Below are 23,868 nucleotides of genomic sequence, written 5' to 3'. Positions count from 1 at the left end.
CTTCATCTTACCTATTCATGAATCCGAATTCAACAATTATTGTTCAAATTCAAGAATCTGGTCAAAATATTTACCAAGGACTGCCAATTAAAGTAAACGCTGACCAATAATAAGGATGAGTCAAAGTTTGAGGCGGTAAATTTCCCAGTTCTGGCGGCAGCAGAATCCTTTGTTTCTCATCGAGTTGTAAATAACCTGCTTCTAATTTTACCTCCCCTTTCAAAAGTTTAATTTGAGCTTTTCTTAATGCCTCAGCTTTAATTTTAGACCCCTGTAATTGACGATAAAACTCAGTCATTAACCCTAACGTTCCCTCATCACTAACATACCATAAACTCGCTAAAGCTGATTTTACACCCGCTTGAACCGCTAACCCTGCAAATCCGAGTTCTGCGTGTTCATCTCCTAAAGCAGTACGACAAGACGACAAAACTAATAACTCCACTGCGGGTTTATTCCATCCTAACTGTCTTAACTGATTTAAACCCAATCGTTCCTTATCCCACAATTGTATAAAAGAATTATCAGGACGTCCGGGGTTAAATTCACTATGGGTCGCTAAATGAATAATTTGATAGGGATAATCTCGCCGTTGACGAATTAAATTATTAATCGTAAAGGCTTGATTCATAAACACATGACCCGACCACATCCGTTGAGTAATTAAATTTAACTCAGTTTCTACCGCAGGTAAGGGTTGTAAATCCACAAACCGACTCGCTCCCATAGCTAAAACTTGCGTATTTTCCAGAGAACGATAACGAGTATCTAATAAACTCAAACTCGGAATTAAACTCAAACTATAATTTTCGACTAAAAAATGCTGACCGTCATGGAGTGCAGCCATCGGTAAACTGCGTAATCCAGCATCTAAACTCAATAATAATGTTTCAATATTACCCGCTTTCAATTCAGATTCAATCGGAGTAATTAACCAGCGATACAGTTGTTGAGAAGCCGATAAATAACTTTCAGAATTTCGATCTCGTGGATTCGTAATTCCAGTTCTAAACTCCTGAACTTTTGCCATTAATTCGGCATGAGAAACATCAACTCGTTTCAATTGCGGTTTTCCATTTTCCGTTAAAATCACCACATCTAAATCATTTTGTCTCAACATCACATAAACCACCGCCGCATGGGTTCCCGTTTCTCGATAAATGCGTTTTAAAACCGATGCTGCATCAGCCGTTGTTAATGAAAAACCCACCACGTCTTGACCGAAATATTCGGCAAATTCATCCCGACGTAATTCCTCTAATCCAGTAAATCCCCCCCAATTTCTATCCTGCAATTGAGTTTGATTAGCACTAAAGATTAAATTATTAACTTCACGAATGGGAATCTCTAATTTTTGTTGAGAATTAACTTCTTTTAAACCCGGAAAACCCATCATCGGAGGCATTCCCGGTGCGCCATTTCCAGGAACTAATCGAGAATCCAACTGCAAAATCCCCGGAGAATGATTTGAAAACGGCCCAGAAGTTATCCCTATTGGGGAGGGGTTAGTATTACTTAAAATCATCTGACCTTGAGGATTAACACTCACATGATTCGCCGGACTATTAAAGGGAGAACCTGTTAGTAATTCAGGTAAGGCTAACGGACTCACCGACCCATTTCCCAGAGTTGCTGTCACCGGGACTTCTAAATTTAACATTTGTCCCATTCCTGATAACTGAACAAAATTACCATTCCCCCCTGGAGTGGGTTGGGGTGCTGCATTTCCTGGTATTGAATGGGGAGAAGGTGAGAGGGGACTGGTTGAAAACATCGACGGAGAATTAGGCGGTAAAACAATATTATTTCCACCCATCGGTTGATTTTGAATCGGTAGAAAATTCCCCGGCATTGCAGAGGTAGAGTTAGGGCTAAAAATAGTGGAATTATTAACAGGAATAGCTGGAAAAAACAGTGCGGAATTTAGATTGGAAATTTGGCTAGGGGGGACAGCACGCCCCTGATGTTCCCCAGGGACAGCCATGACACCCCCAGAAACCCCAGGCATTTCAGCCATCGCCGGACAAATAAGACCATTTAAAACCAAAAGGGGGATCAATTTTGCAGTGAATCGATGGGTTTTCATGTCGTCTAAACTCCTTAGACATCCGGCGAATCCAGACGCCTAAGCTGTTGTGTATTTAAACTGTGATTATAGCATTACCTTTGTTTTTAAGTTTACGTCCCCATTTAATAGATAACTGTCCTTCATTTAAAAGCTGATGTAATAAACACTCTAGCTCATCAACTGATTTAAAGAGTCGATGAGCTATATATTCTTTAGCTGAATGCCAGACTAATTCAATTAAATTATAATCTGGACTATATGCTGGAAGAAATTCTAAATAGACATTCGGCATTTCTGCTTTAATTTTTTCTAGGTACTCTTCTTTTTTGTGAAAACTTGCATTGTCAAGAATAATCAGGATCTTAGCTCCTTTTTCTACAAATTCTTCTGCTTGATTTCCCGCTAATACCCATTCATAAATTAGCTCTTGATAAAAACTTTTTAACACTTGATAAAAATTATCTGCATTTCCTTTATCCAGAAATTCTACAAATCTTTTTTTATCCGAGTACCTCAATCCTCCCATCACATTAACTCTTCCTTTCCTCCTGTCTCCTCTAATCTGTTTCCTCTTCCCTTTTTTACACCAATTCTTTCTTTTTATCACTCTTAAATTAAATCCACTTTCATCCCAAAACCATACCTGTAATTGTTCTGGACTTTCTTTTGCTATTTTCAAATATTCTTCTATTTTATCTTTAAATAATTTTCTTTTTTCTGGATCTCTTTTCTCTTCTAAGCTATACTTTGCCCACAAATAAACATACTTTTTTTCCTTTAATATCTTTCTCACTTGTGAACTACTTAATTTGATTCCTGTGATTTGTTCTAAATAAGTTGCCAATCTTTCTCCTGTCCATCTCCCAAATTCATATCCTAATTCTTCCGGTTCTTTTTCTACTGTTTCTAATAATATCTCTATATATTTGTCTGTGGCTTTTCTATAATTTCCTTTCATTCTTTCATCTTTTAGGCTTTCTAATTTGTCAGGGTCTCCATGTACACACCAATAACATACTTTGTTTAATGAGCAGCCCAAAAACTTGGCAATTTCACTTTGCTTTTTACCATCATTTAGCAATAATAAAATCAAGATTCTTTCTCGGATTTGTCCATTTTCTTCCTCTTTCAATCTTTTCTGTAGTTTCTCTACTTGCTTTTCATTTAAATGATTTTTAGCAGGCATCTTTTGATTGATTTTTCTAAACTTGGTTTTTCATTATACCCTATTTAGATGCTTAACAGCTTATCGGTTTAGAAGAGGATTCAACTGTTGTACAAGCTCCTAAACTTAAGGTCAGAGAAATTCCGAGAAGGGAAGATAACAAGTCAGGGTTAAATTTCATAGATTTTGGGTTCAAAATTCAGAATAGAAAGGGAATCTGTTAGAATAAAAGCGGAGTTAATCTAAGAGGTAAACTCCTCAGTTTTAGTTTGACATTCAAAAATGAAATCAGGATGAAATGGTCAAAAATCATCAACCCTCATCGTCTCCTTGGAAAGTTATTCAACTTTTAGCCGAGATTCGTTCTCCTTGGGTAACGGTAATTGCGGAACAATTACAAGATGATCAAGGTAAAATTGTAGACTATTGGCGAGTGGAAAAAGCTGATTCTGTTGTGATTTTAACGATTCAGAATCAAACCTTGATTTTGCCTAAACCTATGTATCGTCCAGGGGTCGGAAAAACCACACTTGATTTTCCAGGAGGACGAGTTTCCTCAGAACAAACACCTTTAGAAGCGGTTCCCTTGATTCTCCAAAAAGAGTTAGGAATTCAATCTCATGAAATTGCTAAAATTCTCACTTTAAATTATGAGGGATGGGCTATTAATAGTTCTTTTTCTAATCAAAAATTGTATGGATTTATGGCTGAGATTTTACCAAATATTTCTATCAATCCCGAACAAATTGGAGCAATTTACCCGATTACAACTCAGGGAATTGAAGCGTTACTCAAGGATTTAGTTTGTCTTCAATGTCGAGGAATTTTATTAGAATGGAAACAGAAATTTAAAATAAATTAGCCTTTGAAATATCAACTACAATAACCCGATCTCGTCCCTGTTTTTTAGCTTGATATAAAGCAATATCTGCCAGTTGTAATAACTCATCACAGGAGTTTCCATGATCAGGAAACACAGCAACTCCAATAGATACCGTAATTCCTTCTAAAAAATGATAGGAATATTCCTCTTGTAAATTTTTAACTTTCAGGCGGATTCTCTCAGCAATCATTTGCGCGATTTGAAGATTGGTATTCGGTAAAATAAAGACAAATTCTTCACCACCATAGCGATAAGCCATATCAGAAATACGGAGAACATCTTTTACCGTTTTACTCACCAATTTCAGAACAATATCTCCGGCTTTGTGACCAAACTTATCATTAAACCCCTTAAAATAATCAATATCTGCCATTAAAACACTTAAACATTCTTGCACCTTTTGGGCCGAATTTAGTACCTGGGGAAATACGGTGTCTAAATATCTTCGATTAAATAATCCTGTTAGGGAATCATGAATACTATCATAATGTAAGCTTTCTTCTACCAGATTACTATGTTCAATCGTGGTTTCCAAAATTAACTCTAAATCATTTTTTTCCTGACGTAATAAACCGACTAACGATTGCAGGTGTTCTTGAGAAGCTTGGAGTTTAATTTGTGCTAAATGACGTTCGTGAATTTCTGCTTTTAGTTGTTGATAGGATTTCTGTAATTGAGCTTCTACTAAATCCCCATGAGCCGTCGTAATTTCTAATAAAATTTCTAGGTCAGCTTTTTCCTGCTTCAGGGTTTTAATCTTCTGGCGGAGTTCGTGAATATAGTTTAGTAGTTGTTTTTCAGAACAAGGATCATTTTCCATTAATTTATGCTGGTCTTAAAGGATGAAATAATAAGCAAAGTTCTCTAAATTCAATATACATTTAAAATTCATCCTATTCAAATTGGATGAGTTGATTATAGCAAGAGTTCATTAGCCGTAATCGCACGGTTTCGTCCTTTGGCTTTCGCTTCATATAAAGCGGCATCAGCCGATTCTGTGAGTTGCAAACTCGATAATCCGTGGACTGGAAAACTGGCAATTCCCAAAGAAATTGTCAGTTTTTCCCAAAATGCGTCATGCTTTTCTATCCTCAATCTTTCAACTCCTGAACGCAGTTTTTCTGCTAAATTTTTAGCTTCTTCTAAAGACGTTCTGGGTAAAATCAGCATTAACTCTTCTCCTCCATATCGACAAGCAATATCTGATTGACGAATATTATCAATCAAAAATTGACTGATTTCCTGTAGAACCACATCTCCAACTTGATGCCCCCATTTATCATTAAACCTTTTAAAATAATCGATATCAATCATAATAACACTGAGGACTTGCTGATGTTCCTGGGCATATTTAAGATGACGGTCTAAGGATTTTTCCTGATAACGTCGATTAAACAAACCGGTCAAGGGATCTCGAATACTAAGATTGTGAGTATATTCTTCAATAAAATCTCCATGAGCCGTTGCTGTTTCTAAGATAATTCTCAAATCATGATTGGCTTGGCTGACAGTTTCCAGTAAGAGTCTGAGTTGACGTTCTGATGCTTTTAATTTAGCTTCAGCTAGTTTTCGTTCTCGGATTTCAAAGTGCAATTGTCGGTTGGATTCATATAATTGAGATTCTACTAAATCAGCATGAACGGTTGTTGCTTCTAATAAAATTTCTAAATCCAACTTTTCCCGTTTCAAGATTTCTAACTCTTGAGAGAGTTTTTCCGTTTCCAAGAACAGTTCAGAGAGTGAGTGGGGGGTGGTTTGCTGCATCTTTAAAGTATCCCTCTGGTCTATAAATAAATACTTTAGTTTAGCCTTTAGCCTTCATGGGTCATGGAAATGAAAGAAATTATTTAATCTTGAGTTCCAAAGTGGGCATTAATCGTTGTAAATTTTTTAGGGATTTTCCTTGCCAGGGAATTGTATTAGAGGCTAAAATGATTAATCCCATTTCTTTCTTTTGACGAACTTTAATAACAAATTTAGACAGCATATTAATCCCCGAACTATTCAAAAACTCTAACTCTTGGAGATCCAGGGTAATCAAGGTGGGTTCTTCTAGCAAAATATCATTCAGTAACTTAATCACAGGATTAGTATCTTCAAGACCACTCAAACGCAATGAACCTGATAACGTGATGGTATGGGTATTACTCTCATAGCTCACTTGATAATCTTCCGTTTTAAATTCTTTCATTACCATTGTTATAATCCTTATATTTTGGGGGTAAATTAAACGTGGAATTTTAAAGTTTAAATGGCAAGTTGAACCATTGTTGTGACGTTGACAATTTTAGGTTCTGTTTGAATGGTTTCAAATTTCCATCCCAATCGAGCGAAGTAATCATTAATCATGGTTAAATATCCCAAGCCAGACTGGGTATCATTTTCTAAATTTTGTTCGATTTGCTTAATATACAATTCTTCGATATCAGAATTTATCAGTTTTTCAATAAACTCTTGAAAGGGTTGAACAGCTTCAGGAGTAATGCTATTCACGACAACAAAGATTAGTCTATCTGTTTTTAAATACAGTTGAATGCTAATGGGTTGATTGACTGTATCATCGCTAAATTTCATCGCATTTTCTAATAATTCATTTGCAATAAAACTAACGGAACTTTTAATGTCATTTTGTCGAGAGGAAGTCGCTTGATCATATTCACTTTTTGGGAAAAATGTTGTTACATAATCAGCCATAAAATTAGCTGACAAACCATTATTACGCCAACGCTGTTTGAGCGGCATGGAATAGGGAGAGAAACCAATCATCAGAAATTCATTGCTGACGAGAGGAACTTCAACAAAGTCGCCAAAAATCTCGGTCATAAATTCTTTAAGTGATAACAAACCAAAGGCTATTGAGCTAATCATTTTACTTTTTTACGAAAAGTAAACAAGGGTAAAATAAATAAATTTAGGGAAAAGCACTAAAACAGTGGGAGTCGAATCTCTAAGTGTAACTGGGCTAGGGTGAGTGTAAACAATCTAACCCCATAAAGCAGCTTGGTGAACTGTTGTCAACTTCCCGATTGAAATCTTAGCAAAAGCTGTGGGAGCTTATTTTATCATACAATGTTAAAAACATTAATCCAATTTTTAAAGGATAAAGAAAGATTTAATCCAGATTCTGCAATGACCTAGATTACTAAACTTGTGTACAAGCTGTCAAGAAACAATTGATCTAGATCCTCCCGGTCTAAAATTTAACTCCTTTTCTGTTTCTTTCAAGCTGAATTTGCTGATCCTGTTGAAACAATGCAGATTACCTTGAGAAAGATTGCAGCACACGCTGTAAATAAATTTGAGCAACTTGATCCGATGGATTTTCCCGCAAACAGGTTTCAAAACAATGAGCAGATTCAGGAAAAGCTTCCAGATGATAGAGGGTTAAGGCTTGTTCAAATAACGTTTTTGTTGCCACTTTTCTGCGATATAAATCGGGCGGATCAGCATCAAAAACTTCAAAAACTGATACCATTTCTGATTTTCCTTTCACCCTAACTTTATCAATCACACGGAAGGAATAGATATTAGGATCTTCCAGTCGCAAAAAGGTATGTTCACTAATTAATAAAGGGATGCAATAACGTTTACTTAATTCCTCTAGTCGAGCTCCTAAATTTACAGCATCGCTAATAACGGTACTATCCATTCTGTGTTGTCCACCAACAATCCCTAACATTAAATCCCCCGTATTAATTCCAATGCCAATTGTAATCGGAGGACGATCAGGACGTTGACGAGTGAGATTATATTCTGACAAGCGTTGTAACATTGAAATTCCAGCTTTGACGGCATCATCAGCACTACCTCCAAACAGTGCCATAATCGCATCGCCAATATATTTATCAATAAATCCTCGATTTTCAGTAATCGCAGGTTCCATCCGCGATAAATAAGCATTAATAAATTTAAAGTTATCTTCAGGAGTCATCCGTTCAGACAGTTGGGTAAAACTGCGAATATCTGAAAATAAAATGGACATTTCTTTTTGTACCGCATCCCCCGATTTAACATCCACTAAACTTTCATAGCCTAAAAACGATAAAAATTGATTCGGAACAAATCGACCCCCCGCATCCGTTAATTGTTCTTCTTCATCTAAGGCTAATTCTAAATTACAATTAATCTCAAACATTTCTTCAATAAACCGTTGCCGTTCTTCTTCGGCGCGTCGGCGTTCTGTAATGTCTTGAAACACGCCAATGGCATAGGCAATTTGTCCCCATTCATCATAAATTGGCGTTCCCCAAGTTTGTAAGGGAATAATTCGCTCTAAATATTCAATTTCTAATTGATCAACACTGCCAATTCCCTCATGCAAAGCTTTAAAAATAGGTAAATTTTCTAAGGGATAGGGTTTCTTAATATCTGAGGAGGAATTAGAATAAATATTCAATTTTAAAGGGGGATCAGAAAAGAAAACTTTGTTTCCTAATAATTCTTTAACCACTTGATTCGTATAGTATAATTTTCCGGTGGCATCCACAACCACGACTCCTAATGGAATCGCTTCTAAAAGTTGATAGAGTCGTTGATTTTGTACTCGTAATTCCGCCATTAAATCCAAATTTTCGGTTTTAAGGCGTTGGTTGAGTAGGGTAATTTCTTGATAGGCTTGGGTTAATTGAGTTTTCTGAGCTTCAACGGTTTGTTTTTCTTTTTTTAATTGGGTGAAGCTGTCTCGTAATTGAGCTTCTTTCTGCTGAAGAAGGGCAACTTTTTCTTCTAAACCTGCATAAAGACGGCGTAATTGTCGAGTCATTCGGTTAAAAGCGATCGCTAATTGTCCGATTTCATCATCGGTTGTCACTGGCGCAACTAAGGTTAAATCTCCATCCGATACTTGAGTTGCCGTCTGGGTAATTGCTAAAATGGGACGAGTAATTTGTCGAGCTAGAATATAGACTCCTACAGCTAAAATAACCGCCGAAGTTAATCCAACTGATAAAATAATCCAAGCCAATCGATGGGCAGGTGCATCGGCTTCTGATTGGTGCATTTCTACTAATAATGCTAAGTCTTGTTGATCTAACCACCGATAAACCCCAATGACTGGAATTCCTGCATAGTTTAAATAGATTTTGCGACCGTCTTGTCCCGCTAACGCCGCTTCAATTCCCCGGCTATGAATCTGAGTCGGAAAGTCATTTCGACCAAAACCTTCGGCGGTGACAAACCTCTGAGATCGATCTACTAAATAAGTTTCCCCACTCTTACCTAAACCGGTTTTATCAAAAACAATTTCTTCCATTTTTTTCAGGTTTAAATGAGTGACTAGCACCCCAAAGACATTTTGATCTTGTCCAGTAATGGGTGTGGAAATAGTTAAAGTGGGTTTATGGGTGATCGGCGAAAAATAAATATTTTGTACAAAAGTATGGTAACGACCTTCTTTAAAATATTGTTCGTTAAATCGATATTGGCCTTCAAATTCGGGATTGGTCGAAAAAATAACTTTTCCGTCCTTAGCTGTCAAAAGCTGCACTTTCTTTAAGTCTGGTTTAGCAGCTAGAGCAGAAGCCATATATTGCTTAATTTGAATATAGGCATCCCTCCATTGGGGGGAACGCGCATCCACCGTCAATAGAATCGCTGCGGCTGTTTTGAGATCGGGTAATTGTGCTAAAGAAACGGTTGCATTTTTTTGATTCTCCACCCATAGATTTAACGCTTCTTCTTTCAGGGTAGCCGTCACTTCCAATCGGTCAAACACCAACTGTTGAATGGAGGCTTTGGCGCTTTGAAAGGCGATGGCCCCCACACAGAAGACGGTTACTACAGATAACAGTAAAAAGTAGACCACAAGCCTGGACATCAGGCTTTTTGTCCAGAATTTCATTCAATTGGCCCTTCATCACCTGTCACAACTCACGTTTTCAAGGTCTTTTGTCTGGCTAAGGACTTTCTTTTACCTATATTAGCTAGTTCCGAAAGAACTCATTGCAGCAGCCTCAATTGGTGATCCTTATTTTATCGGGTTTCGGTTGACCCTTGAGTATTGAGGCTTTATTGTTGACAGCGAATCCCTCACACCTGACCCTTGAGTTCATGCCAAAATTGAAGAACTGTTAACTTGAAATTTACCTTTATGTCAAGACCTACTGTCTATTTAGCGATTACAAATCATGGATTTGGTCATGCTGTGCGATCTGCTGCGGTTGCTAATGAAATTCAAAAGCGTTGTCCTGATGTGTTATTAATTCTGGTGACAACAGCACCTCGATGGTTATTAGAATCTTATCTGGAGGGGGATTTTATTGTCCGTCCCCGTGGGTTTGATGTGGGGGTAGTGCAGTCTGATAGTTTAACGATGGATAAAGCTGCAACTTTACAGCAATGGCAACAAATTCGCCAACAAGACCGTTCAATTATTGCCGGGGAAGTCAGTTTTATTAAACAAAATAAAGTTAATTTAATTTTAGCAGATATTCCCCCCTTAGCTTCAGCGATCGCCTCATCTGCGGGAATTCCCTGTTGGATGATGGGGAATTTTGGTTGGGATTTTATCTATCGAGATTGGGGGGAAGAGTTTATGGAATTAGCGGATTGGATTTCGGGTTGTTTTAGTCAATGCGATCGCTTATTTCGCTTTCCCCTTCATGAACCGATGACGGCTTTTCCCCATACAATTGATGTGGGTTTAACGGGGGGAAATCCTCGGTTTAATTTAGAAGCTTTGAGAGAAAAATTAGGAATTACGACTCCTCCTGAAAAAACTATCTTATTAACTTTTGGCGGTTTGGGATTAAATGCAATTCCGGTTCATAATTTTGAACAATATTCTGATTATACCTTTATTACCTTTGATGTAAATTTACCGTCTTTCCCGAATTTAGTTCAAGTAAGTAATTTTTTGCAATTACCGGATATTGATTCCCATTTATTTCGTTTGCGTCCGGTGGATTTAATGCCTTTGTGTGGACGAGTTATTTCTAAACCGGGATATAGTACCTTTGCGGAAGCATTACGGTTAGATATTCCTTTAATTTCTTTAACAAGAGATGGATTTGCCGAAGCCCCCGTTTTATTAGACTGGTTACAAAATTATGGGACGCATCAACTGATCCCGTCGGCTGAATTTTTTGAAAATAATTGGGATTTTATCCATCAACCTCTACAACCCCCTCAGCTTTCTGAAAGATTAGATAAAAATGGCAATGAAGCGATCGCTCAAGCGGTTGTTGACTATCTTTTGAATTTACCTTAAAATTTAAGGATAATAAAGCCATAAAGGGCTTACTACGGGTTTTAATTATGGCGCATTATCAGGAAATTTTAGAGATTCAGACCAGTGGTAAATCATTTTCTAATATTACCCATTATGTGCAGGAAATTGTTAAAAATTCGGGGATAAAAATCGGAATTTGTCATTTGTTTTTACGACATACTTCCGCCAGTTTAATTATTCAAGAAAATGCTGATCCTGATGTTTTAAGAGATTTAGAGAACTTTTTATCGAAATTAGTTCCTGAAGGTAATTATTATATTCATGATGCGGAAGGCTTAGATGATATGCCAGCCCATATTAGAACCGTTCTCACCCATACCTCTGAACAAATCCCCATTTCCCAAGGACGATTATTATTAGGAACCTGGCAAGGAATCTATCTCTGGGAACACCGTCGCCATCGTCATAGCCGTGAATTAGTCGTACATATTATGGGGGAATAATATTAACATATTATTTGATGGCAATTATAGGTTATAATTTTGATTAATACGATTTGAGGTTAATCGTTATGGTACAATAAACCCATCCTATTCATGACGAATATCCTGAACCCAAGGGAACTTTAACCCGTTCTCTGAAATATTATGCGAGAACCCCTGAAGAACCGAAATTATTAGCTAGGGGGGTTTATTTTGTTTCTTCTGAACTCTGTTTTTATGAAATAAAACGCAGTTTAGTATTATCTATTAAAACTGGGGCTACCGATGAAGGACTCGAAAAATTAAACGCTATTAGTACCATCAATGTCAAGCATTTAGGGTTGTTTTCCAATGCTCAAGAATGGCAAAATATTAGTTATTAAATCTCTAGTAACGGTGGGGTGAGTCAGTGGATTTTTTCTAACTCACCCCAACCCCAAAACTTACAAACTAGACATCACTTCTCTAGCCGCTGCTAAGGTTTTTTCAATGTCTTCATCCGTATGAGCTAAAGACGTAAACCCAGCTTCAAATTGAGAAGGAGCTAAATAAATTCCCCGCTCTAACATTCCACGATGGAAACGGCTAAATTTAGCTAAATCGGATTTTTTAGCATCCTCATAATTGTGGACTGGCCCTTGGGTAAAAAATAAACCAAACATTCCACTAATTTGTCCCCCACAAGCCGCATGACCGGTTTCTTTAGCTATTTTTAACAACCCCTCACTTAATTTTTTGGTGATTTTATCCAAATATTCATAAGTTCCAGGTTTTTGCAATAACTCTAGGGTTTTGATTCCCGCAGTCATCGCTAAAGGATTTCCTGATAAGGTTCCCGCTTGATACATCGGGCCAGCCGGAGCGACCATTGACATAATATCCCGACGTCCACCATAAGCACCAACAGGTAAACCGCCACCAATGACTTTTCCTAATGTCGTTAAGTCCGGTGTCACCCCGAATTTCTCTTGAACTCCGCCATAAGCAATGCGGAAGCCAGTCATCACCTCATCGAACACTAATAAAGCCCCATTTTCCTTTGTCAGTACCCGTAGACCTTCCAAAAACCCAGCATCGGGAGGAATAAAGCCAGCGTTGCCTACAATCGGTTCTAGGATGACTCCGGCAATTTCACCTGGATTTTCAGCAAATAGCTGTTTGACGGCTTCTAGGTCATTGTAGGGGGCTGTGAGGGTACTACTGGTAACGGATTTGGGAACTCCAGGAGAATCAGGTAAACCCAATGTAGCGACCCCTGAACCTGCTTTCACGAGGAACATATCTCCATGTCCGTGATAGCAGCCTTCAAATTTAATTAATTTATCCCGTCCGGTGAAAGCCCGCATCAAACGCAATACGGATAAACACGCTTCCGTTCCTGAATTGACAAATCGTACCATTTCAATGCTCGGAACTGCATCAATTACCATTTCAGCTAGAACATTTTCTAATACGCAAGGAGCACCGAAACTGGTTCCTTTGTCTAAAGCGTCTTTGAGGGCGTTGATGACATCGGGATGGGTATGACCGCAAATGGCTGGCCCCCAGGAGCCAACATAATCAATATATTGATTACCGTCAACATCCCAAACATAAGCCCCTTTGACTCTATCAAAGACAATGGGTTGTCCCCCGACGGACTTAAACGCCCGTACTGGAGAATTAACGCCACCCGGCATTAGTTTTTGGGCTGCGGCAAAAATTTCTTCTGATTTTGTAGTTATTAAGGGTAGGGTCACTCTGAGATAATCTCCTTGAATGGTAAAATTGTTTAGGTTAATGCGTTAAAAGCTGTATGAATATCGCTTTTTTACAGCTTTTTAACAGGCAGGATGCCTGTTCCACAGGAAAACCAACAAGATGATATTGTAGTCAAGTTAGGGTTCTGGTTGTATTGGTTAAATTTATGTCAAGCTCAAAACCCCTAGAGTTAAGCCTGTTGAGTCCTATTGATACAATTCGTTACAATGAAAAAGGATTGATTCTGGCCGTTATCCAAGATTGTTTAGAAGGAACGGTGTTTACCTGGGTTTGGATGAATGCAGCAGCTTTAGAAAAAACCCTATCCTCTCAGCAAGTTTGGTCTTGTCAAGAGGCAGAAATTGTGTTATGGAATGCAGAAATTTTAGTCAAAGAAATTCGCTACAGTGATGAAAATCCAATGGTGATTATTGGAGTTGAAGAACAACATCAGGAATTATCAGGAAATACCTTATCAGGATTATTTGATGTGATTTGCGATCGCCGTGACTATCCCCAACTCGAATCCTATACTTGTAAATTATTAGCGGGGGGAGATAACAAAATTCTCAAAAAAATTGGGGAAGAATCCGCCGAAGTGGTGATGGCTTGTAAGGACAAAGACAAAGATGCGATCGCCGGGGAAGTTGCTGATTTATTTTATCATACTTTAGTGGCTTTAGCGTATCATGATGTAGATTTGAGAGAAGTTTATCAAAAATTAGAAGAACGACGAAAATAAACCCGTAGGATGTGTCAGCAACTTTAGAATTGTTCTATCTCAAGCCCTCTAAGTAGGTAGGCAAGAAGAAACGAAAGTATGTAAAGATAAATAAAGAGGAAGAAGAAATCTACCGAGGTCATGAAAATATGGGTGCTCGTTTAAGGGTATTTCTGACTCGTGAGCAAGATAAAACCCTGTTCAAGCTGAGAACGGCAGATGTGCCACAGAAAGTTAAAGACCGAGCGGAAGTGATTCGCTTAAGCTCACAAGGTTGGTACGTCGAAAAAATAGCAACTTATTTCAATTGAAATTTCACTCGGAGCAACAACCCCGTTAACTTTTCGTTACATACTTGTCGATTTTCTCGCCTACCTACTTAAATGCGACATTTAATTTGATAATCGACAGGTTAAAAGATTTTCTGAGAAACTGCACAGAAGTGATCGCAACTCTTATCGTGCGTATGCTCTAGTGATCTTTGCTAAATTGTAATAAATTTAAGGGAAATAACGCCTTGAAGCTAGGATATTTTCACCATGTCTCAAACCTATGAAGTCTGGAAAACTGCTGAACTCTCTCAAGCCTTTTTAGAGGGAGTCCGGGGAGCAATTCCCTTAGCGGCGGAACAAATTGATATTTTATTAAGAATACTCAGAAAAGCTCAACCTCATCTCGATAATTTTTTAGATTTAGGCTGTGGAGATGGAGTTTTAGGACGATCTATTTTAAGGGAATATCCTCATGCAAAAGGGGTGTTTTTAGATATTTCTGAAACAATGGTTAAAGTCGCACAAGAGAAAGTGGATCAGTCTTCGGGAAATCTTTCTTTTATTTTACAAGATTTTAGCCAAAAAGATTGGGTTAATCAACTTCAAAATCAGGCTCCCTTTGCTGCAATTGTATCCGGGTTTTCCATTCACCACCAACCCGATGAACGTAAAAAAGAATTATATCAGGAAATTTTTGATTTACTCAAACCCGGAGGTATTTTTCTCAATTTAGAACATATTGCCTCAGCGACCCCTTGGGGTGAGCAGTTATTTGATGAATTATTTGTAGATTCTTTATATGCCTATCATCAACAATTAGGCAATAATTTATCACGGGAGGAAGTCGATAAAAAATATTATAATCGGTCGGATAAAACTGCCAATCTTTTAGCTTCTGTTGAATTGCAATGTGATTGGTTACGCGAGATTGGATATCAAAATGTGGATTGTTTCATGAAATTATTTGAAATCGCCTTATTTGGAGGAATCAAACCCTAACTCAGGTGGATGTCTTCTGGAGTATAGGGTGTAAAATCGTCTTAATTCCTAAAGTTTTCTGGCTGATTTAGATTTGTTTCAAAAGTAAAGCCTATAATAGGAGAACTATTTTACTGGATTGATTATGAAACTTTCCTCTGATATCAAGATTCCTTTCCCCCGTCCCCTTGTCTTTAATACCTATCGAGATCGATTAATTGAGGTTGTTAATTTATTACCCCCTAAAAATGCTGTGAAGTTAGTTTCTCGTCGCGTTGAAGGAGATACGGTTTATACCGTTTATGATTGGGAATCATCAGAAGATGTTCCAGCACTGTTTGAAGATATATTAAAATATGACAAACTGCGATGGACAGAATCAGATACTTGGAATGGGCAGAATTTTACCTTAGATTGGCACATTAAAACCCAAGCTTTTACAGAAGCATTCCATTGTTCAGGTAAAAATACCTTTTTAGAAGATAAAAATTCTACCTTGATTCAAACGCGAGGAGAAATTGAACTAGACCCAGATAAACTAGAGGGAATTCCTGTATTTCTCAGAAGTCAATTAGCCAATGTATTTGAGGAAGTTCTAGGAAAGAAACTTGAACCCAATTTAATCGAGATGGGGAAAGGAGTACAAAAATACTTAGAAAAACATAAATAAATTTTACTTTCCCCAGAAGTTGTTCAGTTCTGAGGGTTGGGGGATGGTTTCGACATGAGAGACTAAACAGTCATTCAGGGAACTGTCACCCCAGCCATAAATTGGGCTACACCTGCTATGATCAGTTGGCTAGGTTGAATCGATATATGGCTTAACCTTGTTTGTGGCAAATGGTGATAGCATAATTGGTGAGGAATATCTCTGGATAAAATGGCTGAGTTTGTGAATTTTAATGTTATGTTTCAGGATATCCCGATAAAATTTAACAACTGGATTTTCTAGGGATATACTAATTATAATTTCTGAAAACGGATAGGTTGTTGTTTTTTACAAATTCTAAACCTTCAATGGCAAAATTGGCTTCTTCCAAGATTGAGTTACAAAATCGTCAAAAGGTACTGCTTCAGGTTCAAAAAGAAGTAAAGCAGTATCGGTTACAGTCGTTACATCGCGCAGTATTAACCCATTTAGCGCAAGAAACCCCGCCGTTAAAAATGCGACGAATTTGGGATGTGGAGTTAAAAGTTAGCCATCAACCTAGTGTTCGTTTAACACCGGATACGGGAATTATTCAAGTTTTTGATCGCTTAAATGGGAGATTATTAATTTTAGGTGCTCCAGGTTCAGGAAAAACAACGACGTTAATCGGATTAACTAAAGTATTGCTTAGTCGCGCGGAAAGGGATACGGAAGAACCTATTCCAGTTTTACTAAATTTATTAACCTGGAAAAATCCACAACAAACTCTCGCGGATTGGATTTTAGAACAACTTCATCTGAAGTATTGGATTGCTATTAATCAGGGTGAAAATTGGATGCAGCAACTTAAAATTTTACCCTTATTAGATGGATTGGATGAACTTCCTTTAACAAAACAAGTTCAATGTATTCAACAGATTAATCAACTATTAAATGGAGAGATCGCACCGTTACATTTAGTCGTTTGTGCCAATGTTTTGAGTTATCAAAAACTTCCAGAACGCTTAGTTCTCAATGGTGCAATTTTTTTACGTCCTTTAACCTCTCTCCAAATTCAAGATTATCTGATTAATTCTCGTAGTCGAGAATTGTGGCAAAATATTGAAACCGATGAACCGTTATTAAAGTTAGCAAAAGTTCCGTTATATTTAACAATAATGACGTTAGCTTATGAAGAAATTTTAATGATGTCTTGGAAACATCTAAATTCTTTTGAAGAACAACGTCATTATTTATTTAATGCTTATATTCGTCGTCAACTGAATCAAGATATTTATAAATCAGAATATCCCCAGGGAAAAGCACCGAAATCTGAGAGTTTTAGACGGTGGTTGGGGTGGTTAGCAACTCATCTTAAAACTGATGAAGCCACAGAATTTTGTGTTAAAAAAATCCCGATCCATTGGTTAAATGATGAAGGACAAAAGCAACGTTATAAATTAACTTTAAAGATAATTTTAGGGTTAATCTGGGTGATGATTTTGCTGATTATATTAGCCGGAGTTATCTTACGTCAAACTCCACTATTAATTATGGGAATGGGTCTAGGATTATTGTTTGCAATTTTATTAGAAAAATCAGGTTTAAAGGAAAAAATAGAACAGTTTGCTATCCGATGGGTTTTATGGAAAGATGGGAATATTCCTTGGAATTATCAACGGTTTTTGAAGGATTGTAGTCGTAAATTATTGTTACAAAAAATAGGCGATCGCTATCGTTTTATTCATCGTTTATTACAGGAACATTTTGCAAATAAAATTTAAGCGTTAAATTAGAAGAATTGAAGTCTTTGTTATGTTGAGTGAAATGAAGCATCTCAGAAAGTGTTTATTGTTGATGCAGATTTCAACCCATTGGACAATCCATATCATAGAAAATTAATCTTGACAAGAGGTTATATTTGGTTTACTATAGTTTTCGGGAATCGAAGCGGGAGCCAAAACCCGGGGGGATTCGCGAAAAACGCCAGAACCTCGACAATTCAATAGTTTTTATTCTTGAGTTCGGTTATTTATTGCGAATGGGTTGCAATAATGAAGGCTGAAATCAGGCTAAAAATGAGGTTCACGAAAAGTGGCTTCAAAATGCCTACTCTATCCCAGTTTCAGGGGACAGTCTTTCAACTAATAGAATCCCGCTTGCGGGACTGAAACTTTGTCCAACTCCGACACCGACACCAACTCCTGAGCCACTTTCAACTAATAGAATCCCGCTTGCGGGACTGAAACGAGAAAACTTAGAATTGTTTGCAAAAGATATCGCCTTTCAACTAATAGAATCCCGCTTGCGGGACTGCAAAAAATCTACTATTTTATATCAAAATTGTTATTGGTTACAGGAACATTTTGCCAATCAAATTTAAACCGGAAACCATTCAATATTCAGTAATTGCTCAAGGGTGTAAGGACATTCTAAAGGAAAATTAACAGAATTTTGAGTTTTAATTTTCACAAATCCTAACGCATCTTGATAAATAGAATCTAATTCTGATTCTAAATAATTACGGAGGTTTGTTGTGATTTTTCGTCTCAACTGAACTCTAAAGGTATAAATTTCTTCTTTCCATTGAACAGAAGTATATTCAGCTTCACTTGTCCAATATTCCAGTAATAATAAATGACGAATTATCTGTTCTAAAAGGCTGGCTACCGCGTTTTTCTTTTCTCTTCCCAACTCTTCTAATTCCTCAATTAAATTGTCTATATCTAAATCTCCAAATTGGTTATTCTTAATCAATTTAACAGTTTCTTCTAACCATTGAGCATCATCAATTTCATAAAGCTGTTTTAAATCCGTAATCATTAATGACTCACCTCCTGATTCATTAATCTTCCGTTATTTTCCGTTTTCCCCCTGGAATAATTCCTCGCCGTTGGGGTTCCGTTTGAGAACATCGAATAAACTGACGCAAATGTTCAATCGACGGATTATCGGGTAATAAATATAACTGTTCTAATCCCTGAGTAAAGGAATAATCAGAGCGATATAATAGACGAAATGCCTTTTTCAATAAACTAAATTCTTCTGAAGTAAATCCGGCACGTTTTAACCCGACTAAATTGAGCGATCGCACCCGTGAAGGATTGCCTTCAACTAACATAAACGGAGGCACATCTCGATCAATTCGGGTCATCCCTCCAATCATGGCTAATTGTCCGATATGCACAAATTGATGAACCCCTAAAACGCCGCTTAATCGTGCTTTCGATTCAATATACACATGACCTGCTAAAGCAACAGAATTGGCAATCACCACCTGATCTTCAATGACACAATTATGAGCGACATGAACATAAGCCATTAATAAATTTTGATTGCCAATAATGGTTGCTTCTCCGCCATTGGTTGCCCGATTAATCGTGACATATTCCCGAATTAAATTATCATCCCCAATTTTAACTAAACTTAAAGACCCATCATATTTAAGATCTTGAGGTTCAGAACCAATGACCGCACCCGGAAAAATTTGATTACGTGCGCCGATTTCCGTGCGTCCATTAATCACAACATGGGAACTAATCACCGTATCAGAACCGACCTTAACGTGCTCCCCAATGACAGCATAAGCCCCAACTTGAACCGTTGGATGGAGTTGTGCACCAGGATGAATGACAGCAGTGGGGTGAATTAAGGTCGTCATAGGAAATTAAAATCGGTTAAAACCTAATAAGGAATAAGGGTTTAGTCCACAAGAGAGAACATTAGTTCTCCTTCACAGGCCAGTTTACCATCGACTTCAGCGCGAGCTTGCATTTTACCAAAACGGCGTTGTTTCACGGTCAATAATTCTGCGGTCATAATTAATTGATCCCCTGGAACAACGGGACGGCGGAAACGGCATTTATCAATTCCTGCAAATAAAAATAGACTGCCTTTGAGATCAGGAAGTTGCTTTAAAACCACCCCTCCGACCTGCGCCATCGCCTCCACAATTAACACCCCTGGCATAATTGGACGTCCGGGGAAGTGACCTTGAAAATGGGGCTCATTAATGGTGACATTTTTTAAGCCAACGGCTTTTTGACCAGGGATATATTCAATAATGCGATCTACCAACGCAAAGGGATAGCGATGGGGTAATAAATTTTGAATGTCTTCAATCATGAATACGGTTTGAGTCGTTTCACCGTTCAACGCCGTATCCGTATCCGATGAATTTAATGTAACGTCAGATCTCGTCATCATCAACCGTGATAATAGGGTTCACAGGGGAAAGGGGGTCAAGGACTGAGAAGACACAACCTTTGTTCAACTTTAGAGTTCTGGTTAACACTCAACCGTTAATTTCTGATCTTGATGAATTTCCTGAACCAGTTGAACATGAAGATGATGTCCTGCTTTGTATGCCAAGTAATGAGCTTGAGGGATAACACCCAATAAACTCAAATCCCCTACTAAGTCTAAAATTTTATGACGCACGGGTTCATTTGCATATCTTAAGGGTGGATTTAACCATCCTGAGTTTCCACAGACAATGGCATTATCGAGGCTCCCGCCTTTAATCAGTCCCGCTTGGCGCAACTGTTCCACCTGTTCTTCCAGGGTAAAGGTTCGAGCCGGAGCAATTTCCTGAGCAAAAATTTCAGGGTTAGCGGTGTAACTATACCATTGATTGCCAATGGCGGGAACGGAAAAATCAATTCCATAGGTAAATCGCGTTTCTGATGCGGGATAGGCTGTGACAAACCCATCTCCTTGTTGAACGGATATGGGATGGGTGATTTTAAAAGGGTTGAATTCTTGAGATTGACCTTCGAGTATTTGGCGGCCAACGGTTGCGATCGCTTCTACCCAATTTTGAGCCGACCCCTCTAATAACGGAACTTCCGGGCCATCAATTTCGATGCGAGCGTGATCAATTCCCATTCCGGTTAAGGCGGCTAACAAATGTTCAACGGTTCTAACGGTTGCGTTTGTATGACCTAATTCTGTGGATAAAGTGGTGGATAATACCGATTTTAATTGTGCAGGAATAATCGGAGTTTCGGGTAAATCAACCCGCACAAAATAGCGTCCTTCCCCCAAATTTGCGGGTAAAACTCTAACCGTTGTCATTACTCCCGTATGTAATCCCACACCGGAACAAGTAAAGGCTTCTTTTAAGGTATATTCGCTGTTGTTTCTCAAGGTTCAATCCTCGTAATTTTTCTGGATTTGTAGGTTTAAGTATTGCATATTTATTTGTTTTATGATTATCTTAAAATTTAATTAATTATTGTTAGATTTTTTTACAACTATCTTCCCCTTTCTCTCAATCTTTATCCCCCAGCAATTATTAAAGAGTATTGATAGCTATAGCAATCCTAAATGTTGCAATATATCTTGCTTGACGCTTTTGGGTTAAGTTACTCACTTGTTTCTCTCCATTTATCCTGACTAAATGCACCGCTTGAAACATAGATATATAGAAAGTGCTGAAATCATCTTAACATCAATTTTATGACTACTCGGGTGGGGCGGATTAAATAGTAGAGAAAAGATAGAGAAGTTGGCAACGGAAGGAACGCCCGATCTGTTTCGCTTGGAGCTATCCAAAGGTGGACGAGGTGGGCTAAGTAGGGAACTCGATCTTGAAAACGCTCTCTAACTTGAAAATAAAACCGTTTTTTTTCTCTGCCTCTAGTTGGGTTTTCGGCTTGACAGAACAGCCATTTACAGACTAAGGATACAAGGGATTTAACTATTTGCTCTGCTTGAACCCTCTTCAACACTTCTTCTGGAAGATTTGCTCCTAGAAGATCGTGTGCTAAGAGAAGACCAAGGAAGAGCATTCGCAAACTATTCAACTGACTAGCCCGTTTTATAACCTGTTCCCAATTCATTTCCTGGTAAACCCGGATCACTTCAGCAACATCACAAATCTGTACCAATCGTTCTCGGTCTTGCCAAGAATCCCTGGCGATGTTAATGCAGAGAATTAAGAGCAAGTCCTCTGGAGACAAACTCAGTACGTTTATACCAGCAAGAGATACTGATTTAACACCTTTCCATAAGTCATCAAAATAGATTGAAACCGGAAAATCGTTCGGTGTGATTGCCTGGTGAAGATCTACACTAATCCTGCCATCGTGTGATATGAGATTACACTCCCAACCCCATTCATCATCTAGTCTATATCCCTGAGAAATCAGTAAGTCTTTAGCTGCCAGAACGTCTTGTTGGCGTACTAAGATATCTAGGTCGCAGAACTGTCGCAATGCCAAATTGCCGTAAGCGGAAGCGGCTAGAATAGCACCTTTAAAGGGGATGGAAGGAATTTCATGAGTTGCAAATAGTTCCAAAAGCCTGAGCAGTTCCCCAGTCAAAGTAAGACTCCACCCGGCGTTAGCCTCAAAACTAGCTCGTAGTTGAGCCAAAGTAGCCTTGGGAACTGCTTCTGGGCAGGTCGTATTAAGATTCCAGTATAGAAGTGGCATTAACCCCTGAAGATTTGCTGTCTGAATCAGATACTCCCAATCAATATTTTCGTGCAGCAAAATCTTGAGCCGTTCAGCATTTTTAGAGTCCATGCAAGTTCTAGCACAGCAAACCAAGATTTCGACTTCAGTACGAATATCTACTATTGGCAAATTAGCAGAGATGGAAGTTAAGCTTTTCATAAAGCCCTCAGTTAGAACTTTTGGGGATTCAAGATGAGATGGGTTCTGTCTTCTTCAACAAAACTCTCTCATACATCTGTTTAATTCGGTCTAAATAAGCTTCAGGAAGTTCTCCAATCCATGTTTGAGTTATGACTCCATCTTCAATTAAAATAGCAGTGGGATAGGCATCTGCCATATAACTAAATAAAAGTTTATCCATTGAAACTAGGGGAAAGCGCACCATCTGTTCATCTTTAAAGGCTTCTAATTCATCAGAGGGGAGAGACATAATTCCCAGAACTTGGGGTAAATCTTTTTGGGTATTCATCATATTGAGAAAAGGAACCCATCGTTTACAGTAAGGGCAATCTTTGCTGAGGAATACAACAAAATGGGAACCCTGTTGTAAGTCGTTGGGGCTATCTTTTAACCAACGACGTTTCCAATGATTTCCAAGTTTTAGGCGAGAGAAGTCTACAAGAGGCTTCTGTCGAGATAGCCAACCGAGGGTGCTAGCGGATATTCCAACAATTAATGCAAGTATCCATTGCCAAGTTTCTGTATGGTGGTTGGGTACTGGATAAAACCATGCTATTGCTAGTAACAGAATATATCCTAAATTCAACAGGATACTTTGTTGGGGCGTGATGATTACAAGACCTCCATAGCAACCGCAATCTTCTGTTTTACCAGAGGAGGTAGACCAAAGAATTAACCCTGATGAACCGATTAAGAAAAGGATTGATATAGGAATAAGCCATTGGGGAAATTCATGGAGAATTAGAGCTAATCCTAATGCTGATTCTAAACCAATGAAGGTAGTCGCTACCTGGGGGACAATTTTTTGGGGTAGCAAACCATATCTGTAATTATGATGGATGAATTGTTCTGAACTGAGGGCTTTAGCGATTCCTGTTATTAGGAATATAGACCCTATAATTAATGTACTAAAATAAGTGATCAATTTTCTAAATTGTATAGGGAATAGTTTTACGGTAAGTAAACCATATTTGTCAGGCAATTTTGGATGCAAGGAATTTAGATTGATGCTATGGATAAATTCGGGGGCTTGTACCATCAACGAATTATTTGTTAAGTAGGTAGGCAGGATTAAGCTATACCATGTAACAATATGTAAAGAAGCCTCGATCAACCATTACA

At 38.1% G+C, this 23,868-nt stretch carries 21 protein-coding genes and 1 pseudogene; 8 read left to right on the top strand and 14 right to left on the bottom strand.

Going from position 1 to position 23,868, the window contains the following annotated elements; genetic code table 11:
* Positions 1–70 precede the first annotated feature (70 nt).
* Together NMK36_RS03600 and NMK36_RS03595 are read right to left on the bottom strand one after the other, a co-directional pair.
* Positions 71–2,086 carry a CHAT domain-containing protein gene (locus tag NMK36_RS03600; RefSeq protein WP_072720328.1) on the bottom strand — a complete coding sequence of 672 codons (2,016 nt, stop codon included), beginning with the start codon at positions 2,084–2,086 and terminating at the stop codon, positions 71–73.
* Between the two features lie 55 nt (positions 2,087–2,141).
* Entirely contained in the window at positions 2,142–3,254 is a 1,113-nt protein-coding gene (locus NMK36_RS03595) for an IS630 family transposase (RefSeq protein WP_254172743.1), read from the bottom strand.
* 277 nt (positions 3,255–3,531) lie between these two features.
* On the opposite strand from NMK36_RS03595, the gene NMK36_RS03590 reads away from it, so the two are divergent.
* On the top strand, positions 3,532–4,095 hold the full coding sequence (locus NMK36_RS03590) for an NUDIX hydrolase (protein WP_254173007.1): 564 nt from the start codon (positions 3,532–3,534) through the stop codon (positions 4,093–4,095).
* On the opposite strand, the gene NMK36_RS03585 is transcribed toward NMK36_RS03590, so the two are convergent.
* The 5 genes from NMK36_RS03585 to NMK36_RS03565 form a co-directional block, all read right to left on the bottom strand.
* A complete protein-coding gene (locus NMK36_RS03585) occupies positions 4,082–4,936 on the bottom strand; it encodes a GGDEF domain-containing protein (RefSeq protein WP_254173006.1) in 855 nt (284 codons plus the stop codon). The genes NMK36_RS03590 and NMK36_RS03585 overlap by 14 nt on opposite strands.
* A 95-nt stretch (positions 4,937–5,031) precedes the next feature.
* Positions 5,032–5,880 carry a diguanylate cyclase gene (locus NMK36_RS03580; protein WP_254173005.1) on the bottom strand — a complete coding sequence of 283 codons (849 nt, stop codon included), beginning with the start codon at positions 5,878–5,880 and terminating at the stop codon, positions 5,032–5,034.
* A 79-nt stretch (positions 5,881–5,959) separates the two neighbouring features.
* Complete coding sequence (locus NMK36_RS03575; RefSeq protein ID WP_072720333.1) at positions 5,960–6,313, bottom strand: slr1659 superfamily regulator; 354 nt, start codon at positions 6,311–6,313, stop codon at positions 5,960–5,962.
* 50 nt (positions 6,314–6,363) lie between these two features.
* On the bottom strand, positions 6,364–6,939 hold the full coding sequence (locus NMK36_RS03570) for a slr1658 superfamily regulator (protein ID WP_072720334.1): 576 nt from the start codon (positions 6,937–6,939) through the stop codon (positions 6,364–6,366).
* A gap of 436 nt (positions 6,940–7,375) precedes the next feature.
* Positions 7,376–9,931, bottom strand: coding sequence for an adenylate/guanylate cyclase domain-containing protein (locus NMK36_RS03565; protein ID WP_254173004.1), 2,556 nt, complete (start codon positions 9,929–9,931; stop codon positions 7,376–7,378).
* Between the two features lie 273 nt (positions 9,932–10,204).
* Between NMK36_RS03565 and NMK36_RS03560 the strand changes: the two genes are divergently transcribed.
* Together NMK36_RS03560 and NMK36_RS03555 are read left to right on the top strand one after the other, a co-directional pair.
* Positions 10,205–11,323: a glycosyl transferase gene (locus NMK36_RS03560; RefSeq protein WP_072720335.1), complete on the top strand. Its 1,119-nt coding sequence runs from the start codon at positions 10,205–10,207 to the stop codon at positions 11,321–11,323.
* A gap of 47 nt (positions 11,324–11,370) precedes the next feature.
* Positions 11,371–11,787 carry a secondary thiamine-phosphate synthase enzyme YjbQ gene (locus NMK36_RS03555; RefSeq protein WP_072720336.1) on the top strand — a complete coding sequence of 139 codons (417 nt, stop codon included), beginning with the start codon at positions 11,371–11,373 and terminating at the stop codon, positions 11,785–11,787.
* 422 nt (positions 11,788–12,209) lie between these two features.
* On the opposite strand, the gene hemL is transcribed toward NMK36_RS03555, so the two are convergent.
* A complete protein-coding gene (hemL, locus tag NMK36_RS03550) occupies positions 12,210–13,505 on the bottom strand; it encodes a glutamate-1-semialdehyde 2,1-aminomutase (RefSeq protein ID WP_072720337.1) in 1,296 nt (431 codons plus the stop codon).
* Between the two features lie 167 nt (positions 13,506–13,672).
* On the opposite strand from hemL, the gene hisE reads away from it, so the two are divergent.
* The 5 genes and pseudogenes from hisE (at position 13,673) to NMK36_RS03525 (ending at position 17,889) form a co-directional block, all read left to right on the top strand.
* Complete coding sequence (gene hisE, locus NMK36_RS03545) at positions 13,673–14,248, top strand: phosphoribosyl-ATP diphosphatase (protein ID WP_072720338.1); 576 nt, start codon at positions 13,673–13,675, stop codon at positions 14,246–14,248.
* 128 nt (positions 14,249–14,376) lie between these two features.
* Positions 14,377–14,532 (top strand): annotated as a pseudogene (locus NMK36_RS03540) (IS630 family transposase); the annotation flags it as partial.
* 234 nt (positions 14,533–14,766) lie between these two features.
* A complete protein-coding gene (locus NMK36_RS03535) occupies positions 14,767–15,498 on the top strand; it encodes a class I SAM-dependent methyltransferase (RefSeq protein ID WP_072720339.1) in 732 nt (243 codons plus the stop codon).
* Between the two features lie 124 nt (positions 15,499–15,622).
* A complete protein-coding gene (locus tag NMK36_RS03530; RefSeq protein WP_190517979.1) occupies positions 15,623–16,147 on the top strand; it encodes a hypothetical protein in 525 nt (174 codons plus the stop codon).
* Between the two features lie 347 nt (positions 16,148–16,494).
* Positions 16,495–17,889, top strand: coding sequence for an NACHT domain-containing protein (locus tag NMK36_RS03525; RefSeq protein ID WP_254173003.1), 1,395 nt, complete (start codon positions 16,495–16,497; stop codon positions 17,887–17,889).
* Between the two features lie 595 nt (positions 17,890–18,484).
* Here NMK36_RS03525 and NMK36_RS03520 read toward each other — a convergent pair.
* The 6 genes from NMK36_RS03520 to NMK36_RS03495 form a co-directional block, all read right to left on the bottom strand.
* Positions 18,485–18,928, bottom strand: coding sequence for a DUF29 domain-containing protein (locus NMK36_RS03520; protein WP_254173002.1), 444 nt, complete (start codon positions 18,926–18,928; stop codon positions 18,485–18,487).
* A gap of 22 nt (positions 18,929–18,950) precedes the next feature.
* On the bottom strand, positions 18,951–19,766 hold the full coding sequence (gene lpxA / locus NMK36_RS03515) for an acyl-ACP--UDP-N-acetylglucosamine O-acyltransferase (protein WP_072720344.1): 816 nt from the start codon (positions 19,764–19,766) through the stop codon (positions 18,951–18,953).
* A gap of 41 nt (positions 19,767–19,807) precedes the next feature.
* Positions 19,808–20,311, bottom strand: coding sequence for a 3-hydroxyacyl-ACP dehydratase FabZ (fabZ, locus tag NMK36_RS03510; RefSeq protein WP_072720345.1), 504 nt, complete (start codon positions 20,309–20,311; stop codon positions 19,808–19,810).
* Positions 20,312–20,392: 81 nt separating this feature from the next.
* Positions 20,393–21,253, bottom strand: a complete 861-nt coding sequence (gene lpxC / locus NMK36_RS03505) for a UDP-3-O-acyl-N-acetylglucosamine deacetylase (protein WP_254173001.1) — start codon at positions 21,251–21,253, stop codon at positions 20,393–20,395.
* 293 nt (positions 21,254–21,546) lie between these two features.
* Complete coding sequence (locus NMK36_RS03500) at positions 21,547–22,725, bottom strand: nucleotidyltransferase domain-containing protein (protein WP_072720347.1); 1,179 nt, start codon at positions 22,723–22,725, stop codon at positions 21,547–21,549.
* Between the two features lie 28 nt (positions 22,726–22,753).
* Positions 22,754–23,785: a peroxiredoxin family protein gene (locus tag NMK36_RS03495; RefSeq protein WP_367997165.1), complete on the bottom strand. Its 1,032-nt coding sequence runs from the start codon at positions 23,783–23,785 to the stop codon at positions 22,754–22,756.
* Positions 23,786–23,868: the final 83 nt, after the last annotated feature.

Source organism: Planktothrix pseudagardhii (assembly GCF_904830925.1).
Classification (GTDB): domain Bacteria; phylum Cyanobacteriota; class Cyanobacteriia; order Cyanobacteriales; family Microcoleaceae; genus Planktothrix; species Planktothrix tepida.
Note: the sequence above shows the minus strand (reverse complement) of the source record. Positions and strands in the feature narration are given on the sequence as shown.

What these genes read in the sequence shown, in the direction of transcription:
- NMK36_RS03560 (WP_072720335.1), top strand. Translation starts at nt 10,205, where the DNA reads ATGTCAAGACCTACTGTCTATTTAGCGATTACAAATCATGGATTTGGT.
- NMK36_RS03565 (WP_254173004.1), bottom strand. Translation starts at nt 9,931, where the DNA reads ATGTCCAGGCTTGTGGTCTACTTTTTACTGTTATCTGTAGTAACCGTC.
- NMK36_RS03590 (WP_254173007.1), top strand. Translation starts at nt 3,532, where the DNA reads ATGGTCAAAAATCATCAACCCTCATCGTCTCCTTGGAAAGTTATTCAA.
- hisE (WP_072720338.1), top strand. Translation starts at nt 13,673, where the DNA reads ATGTCAAGCTCAAAACCCCTAGAGTTAAGCCTGTTGAGTCCTATTGAT.
- NMK36_RS03525 (WP_254173003.1), top strand. Translation starts at nt 16,495, where the DNA reads ATGGCAAAATTGGCTTCTTCCAAGATTGAGTTACAAAATCGTCAAAAG.
- NMK36_RS03580 (WP_254173005.1), bottom strand. Translation starts at nt 5,880, where the DNA reads ATGCAGCAAACCACCCCCCACTCACTCTCTGAACTGTTCTTGGAAACG.
- NMK36_RS03500 (WP_072720347.1), bottom strand. Translation starts at nt 22,725, where the DNA reads ATGAAAAGCTTAACTTCCATCTCTGCTAATTTGCCAATAGTAGATATT.
- NMK36_RS03495 (WP_367997165.1), bottom strand. Translation starts at nt 23,785, where the DNA reads ATGGTACAAGCCCCCGAATTTATCCATAGCATCAATCTAAATTCCTTG.
- NMK36_RS03600 (WP_072720328.1), bottom strand. Translation starts at nt 2,086, where the DNA reads ATGAAAACCCATCGATTCACTGCAAAATTGATCCCCCTTTTGGTTTTA.
- fabZ (WP_072720345.1), bottom strand. Translation starts at nt 20,311, where the DNA reads ATGATGACGAGATCTGACGTTACATTAAATTCATCGGATACGGATACG.
- NMK36_RS03535 (WP_072720339.1), top strand. Translation starts at nt 14,767, where the DNA reads ATGTCTCAAACCTATGAAGTCTGGAAAACTGCTGAACTCTCTCAAGCC.
- NMK36_RS03575 (WP_072720333.1), bottom strand. Translation starts at nt 6,313, where the DNA reads ATGGTAATGAAAGAATTTAAAACGGAAGATTATCAAGTGAGCTATGAG.
- NMK36_RS03570 (WP_072720334.1), bottom strand. Translation starts at nt 6,939, where the DNA reads ATGACCGAGATTTTTGGCGACTTTGTTGAAGTTCCTCTCGTCAGCAAT.
- NMK36_RS03585 (WP_254173006.1), bottom strand. Translation starts at nt 4,936, where the DNA reads ATGGAAAATGATCCTTGTTCTGAAAAACAACTACTAAACTATATTCAC.
- lpxA (WP_072720344.1), bottom strand. Translation starts at nt 19,766, where the DNA reads ATGACGACCTTAATTCACCCCACTGCTGTCATTCATCCTGGTGCACAA.
- NMK36_RS03530 (WP_190517979.1), top strand. Translation starts at nt 15,623, where the DNA reads ATGAAACTTTCCTCTGATATCAAGATTCCTTTCCCCCGTCCCCTTGTC.
- NMK36_RS03595 (WP_254172743.1), bottom strand. Translation starts at nt 3,254, where the DNA reads ATGCCTGCTAAAAATCATTTAAATGAAAAGCAAGTAGAGAAACTACAG.
- NMK36_RS03520 (WP_254173002.1), bottom strand. Translation starts at nt 18,928, where the DNA reads ATGATTACGGATTTAAAACAGCTTTATGAAATTGATGATGCTCAATGG.
- NMK36_RS03555 (WP_072720336.1), top strand. Translation starts at nt 11,371, where the DNA reads ATGGCGCATTATCAGGAAATTTTAGAGATTCAGACCAGTGGTAAATCA.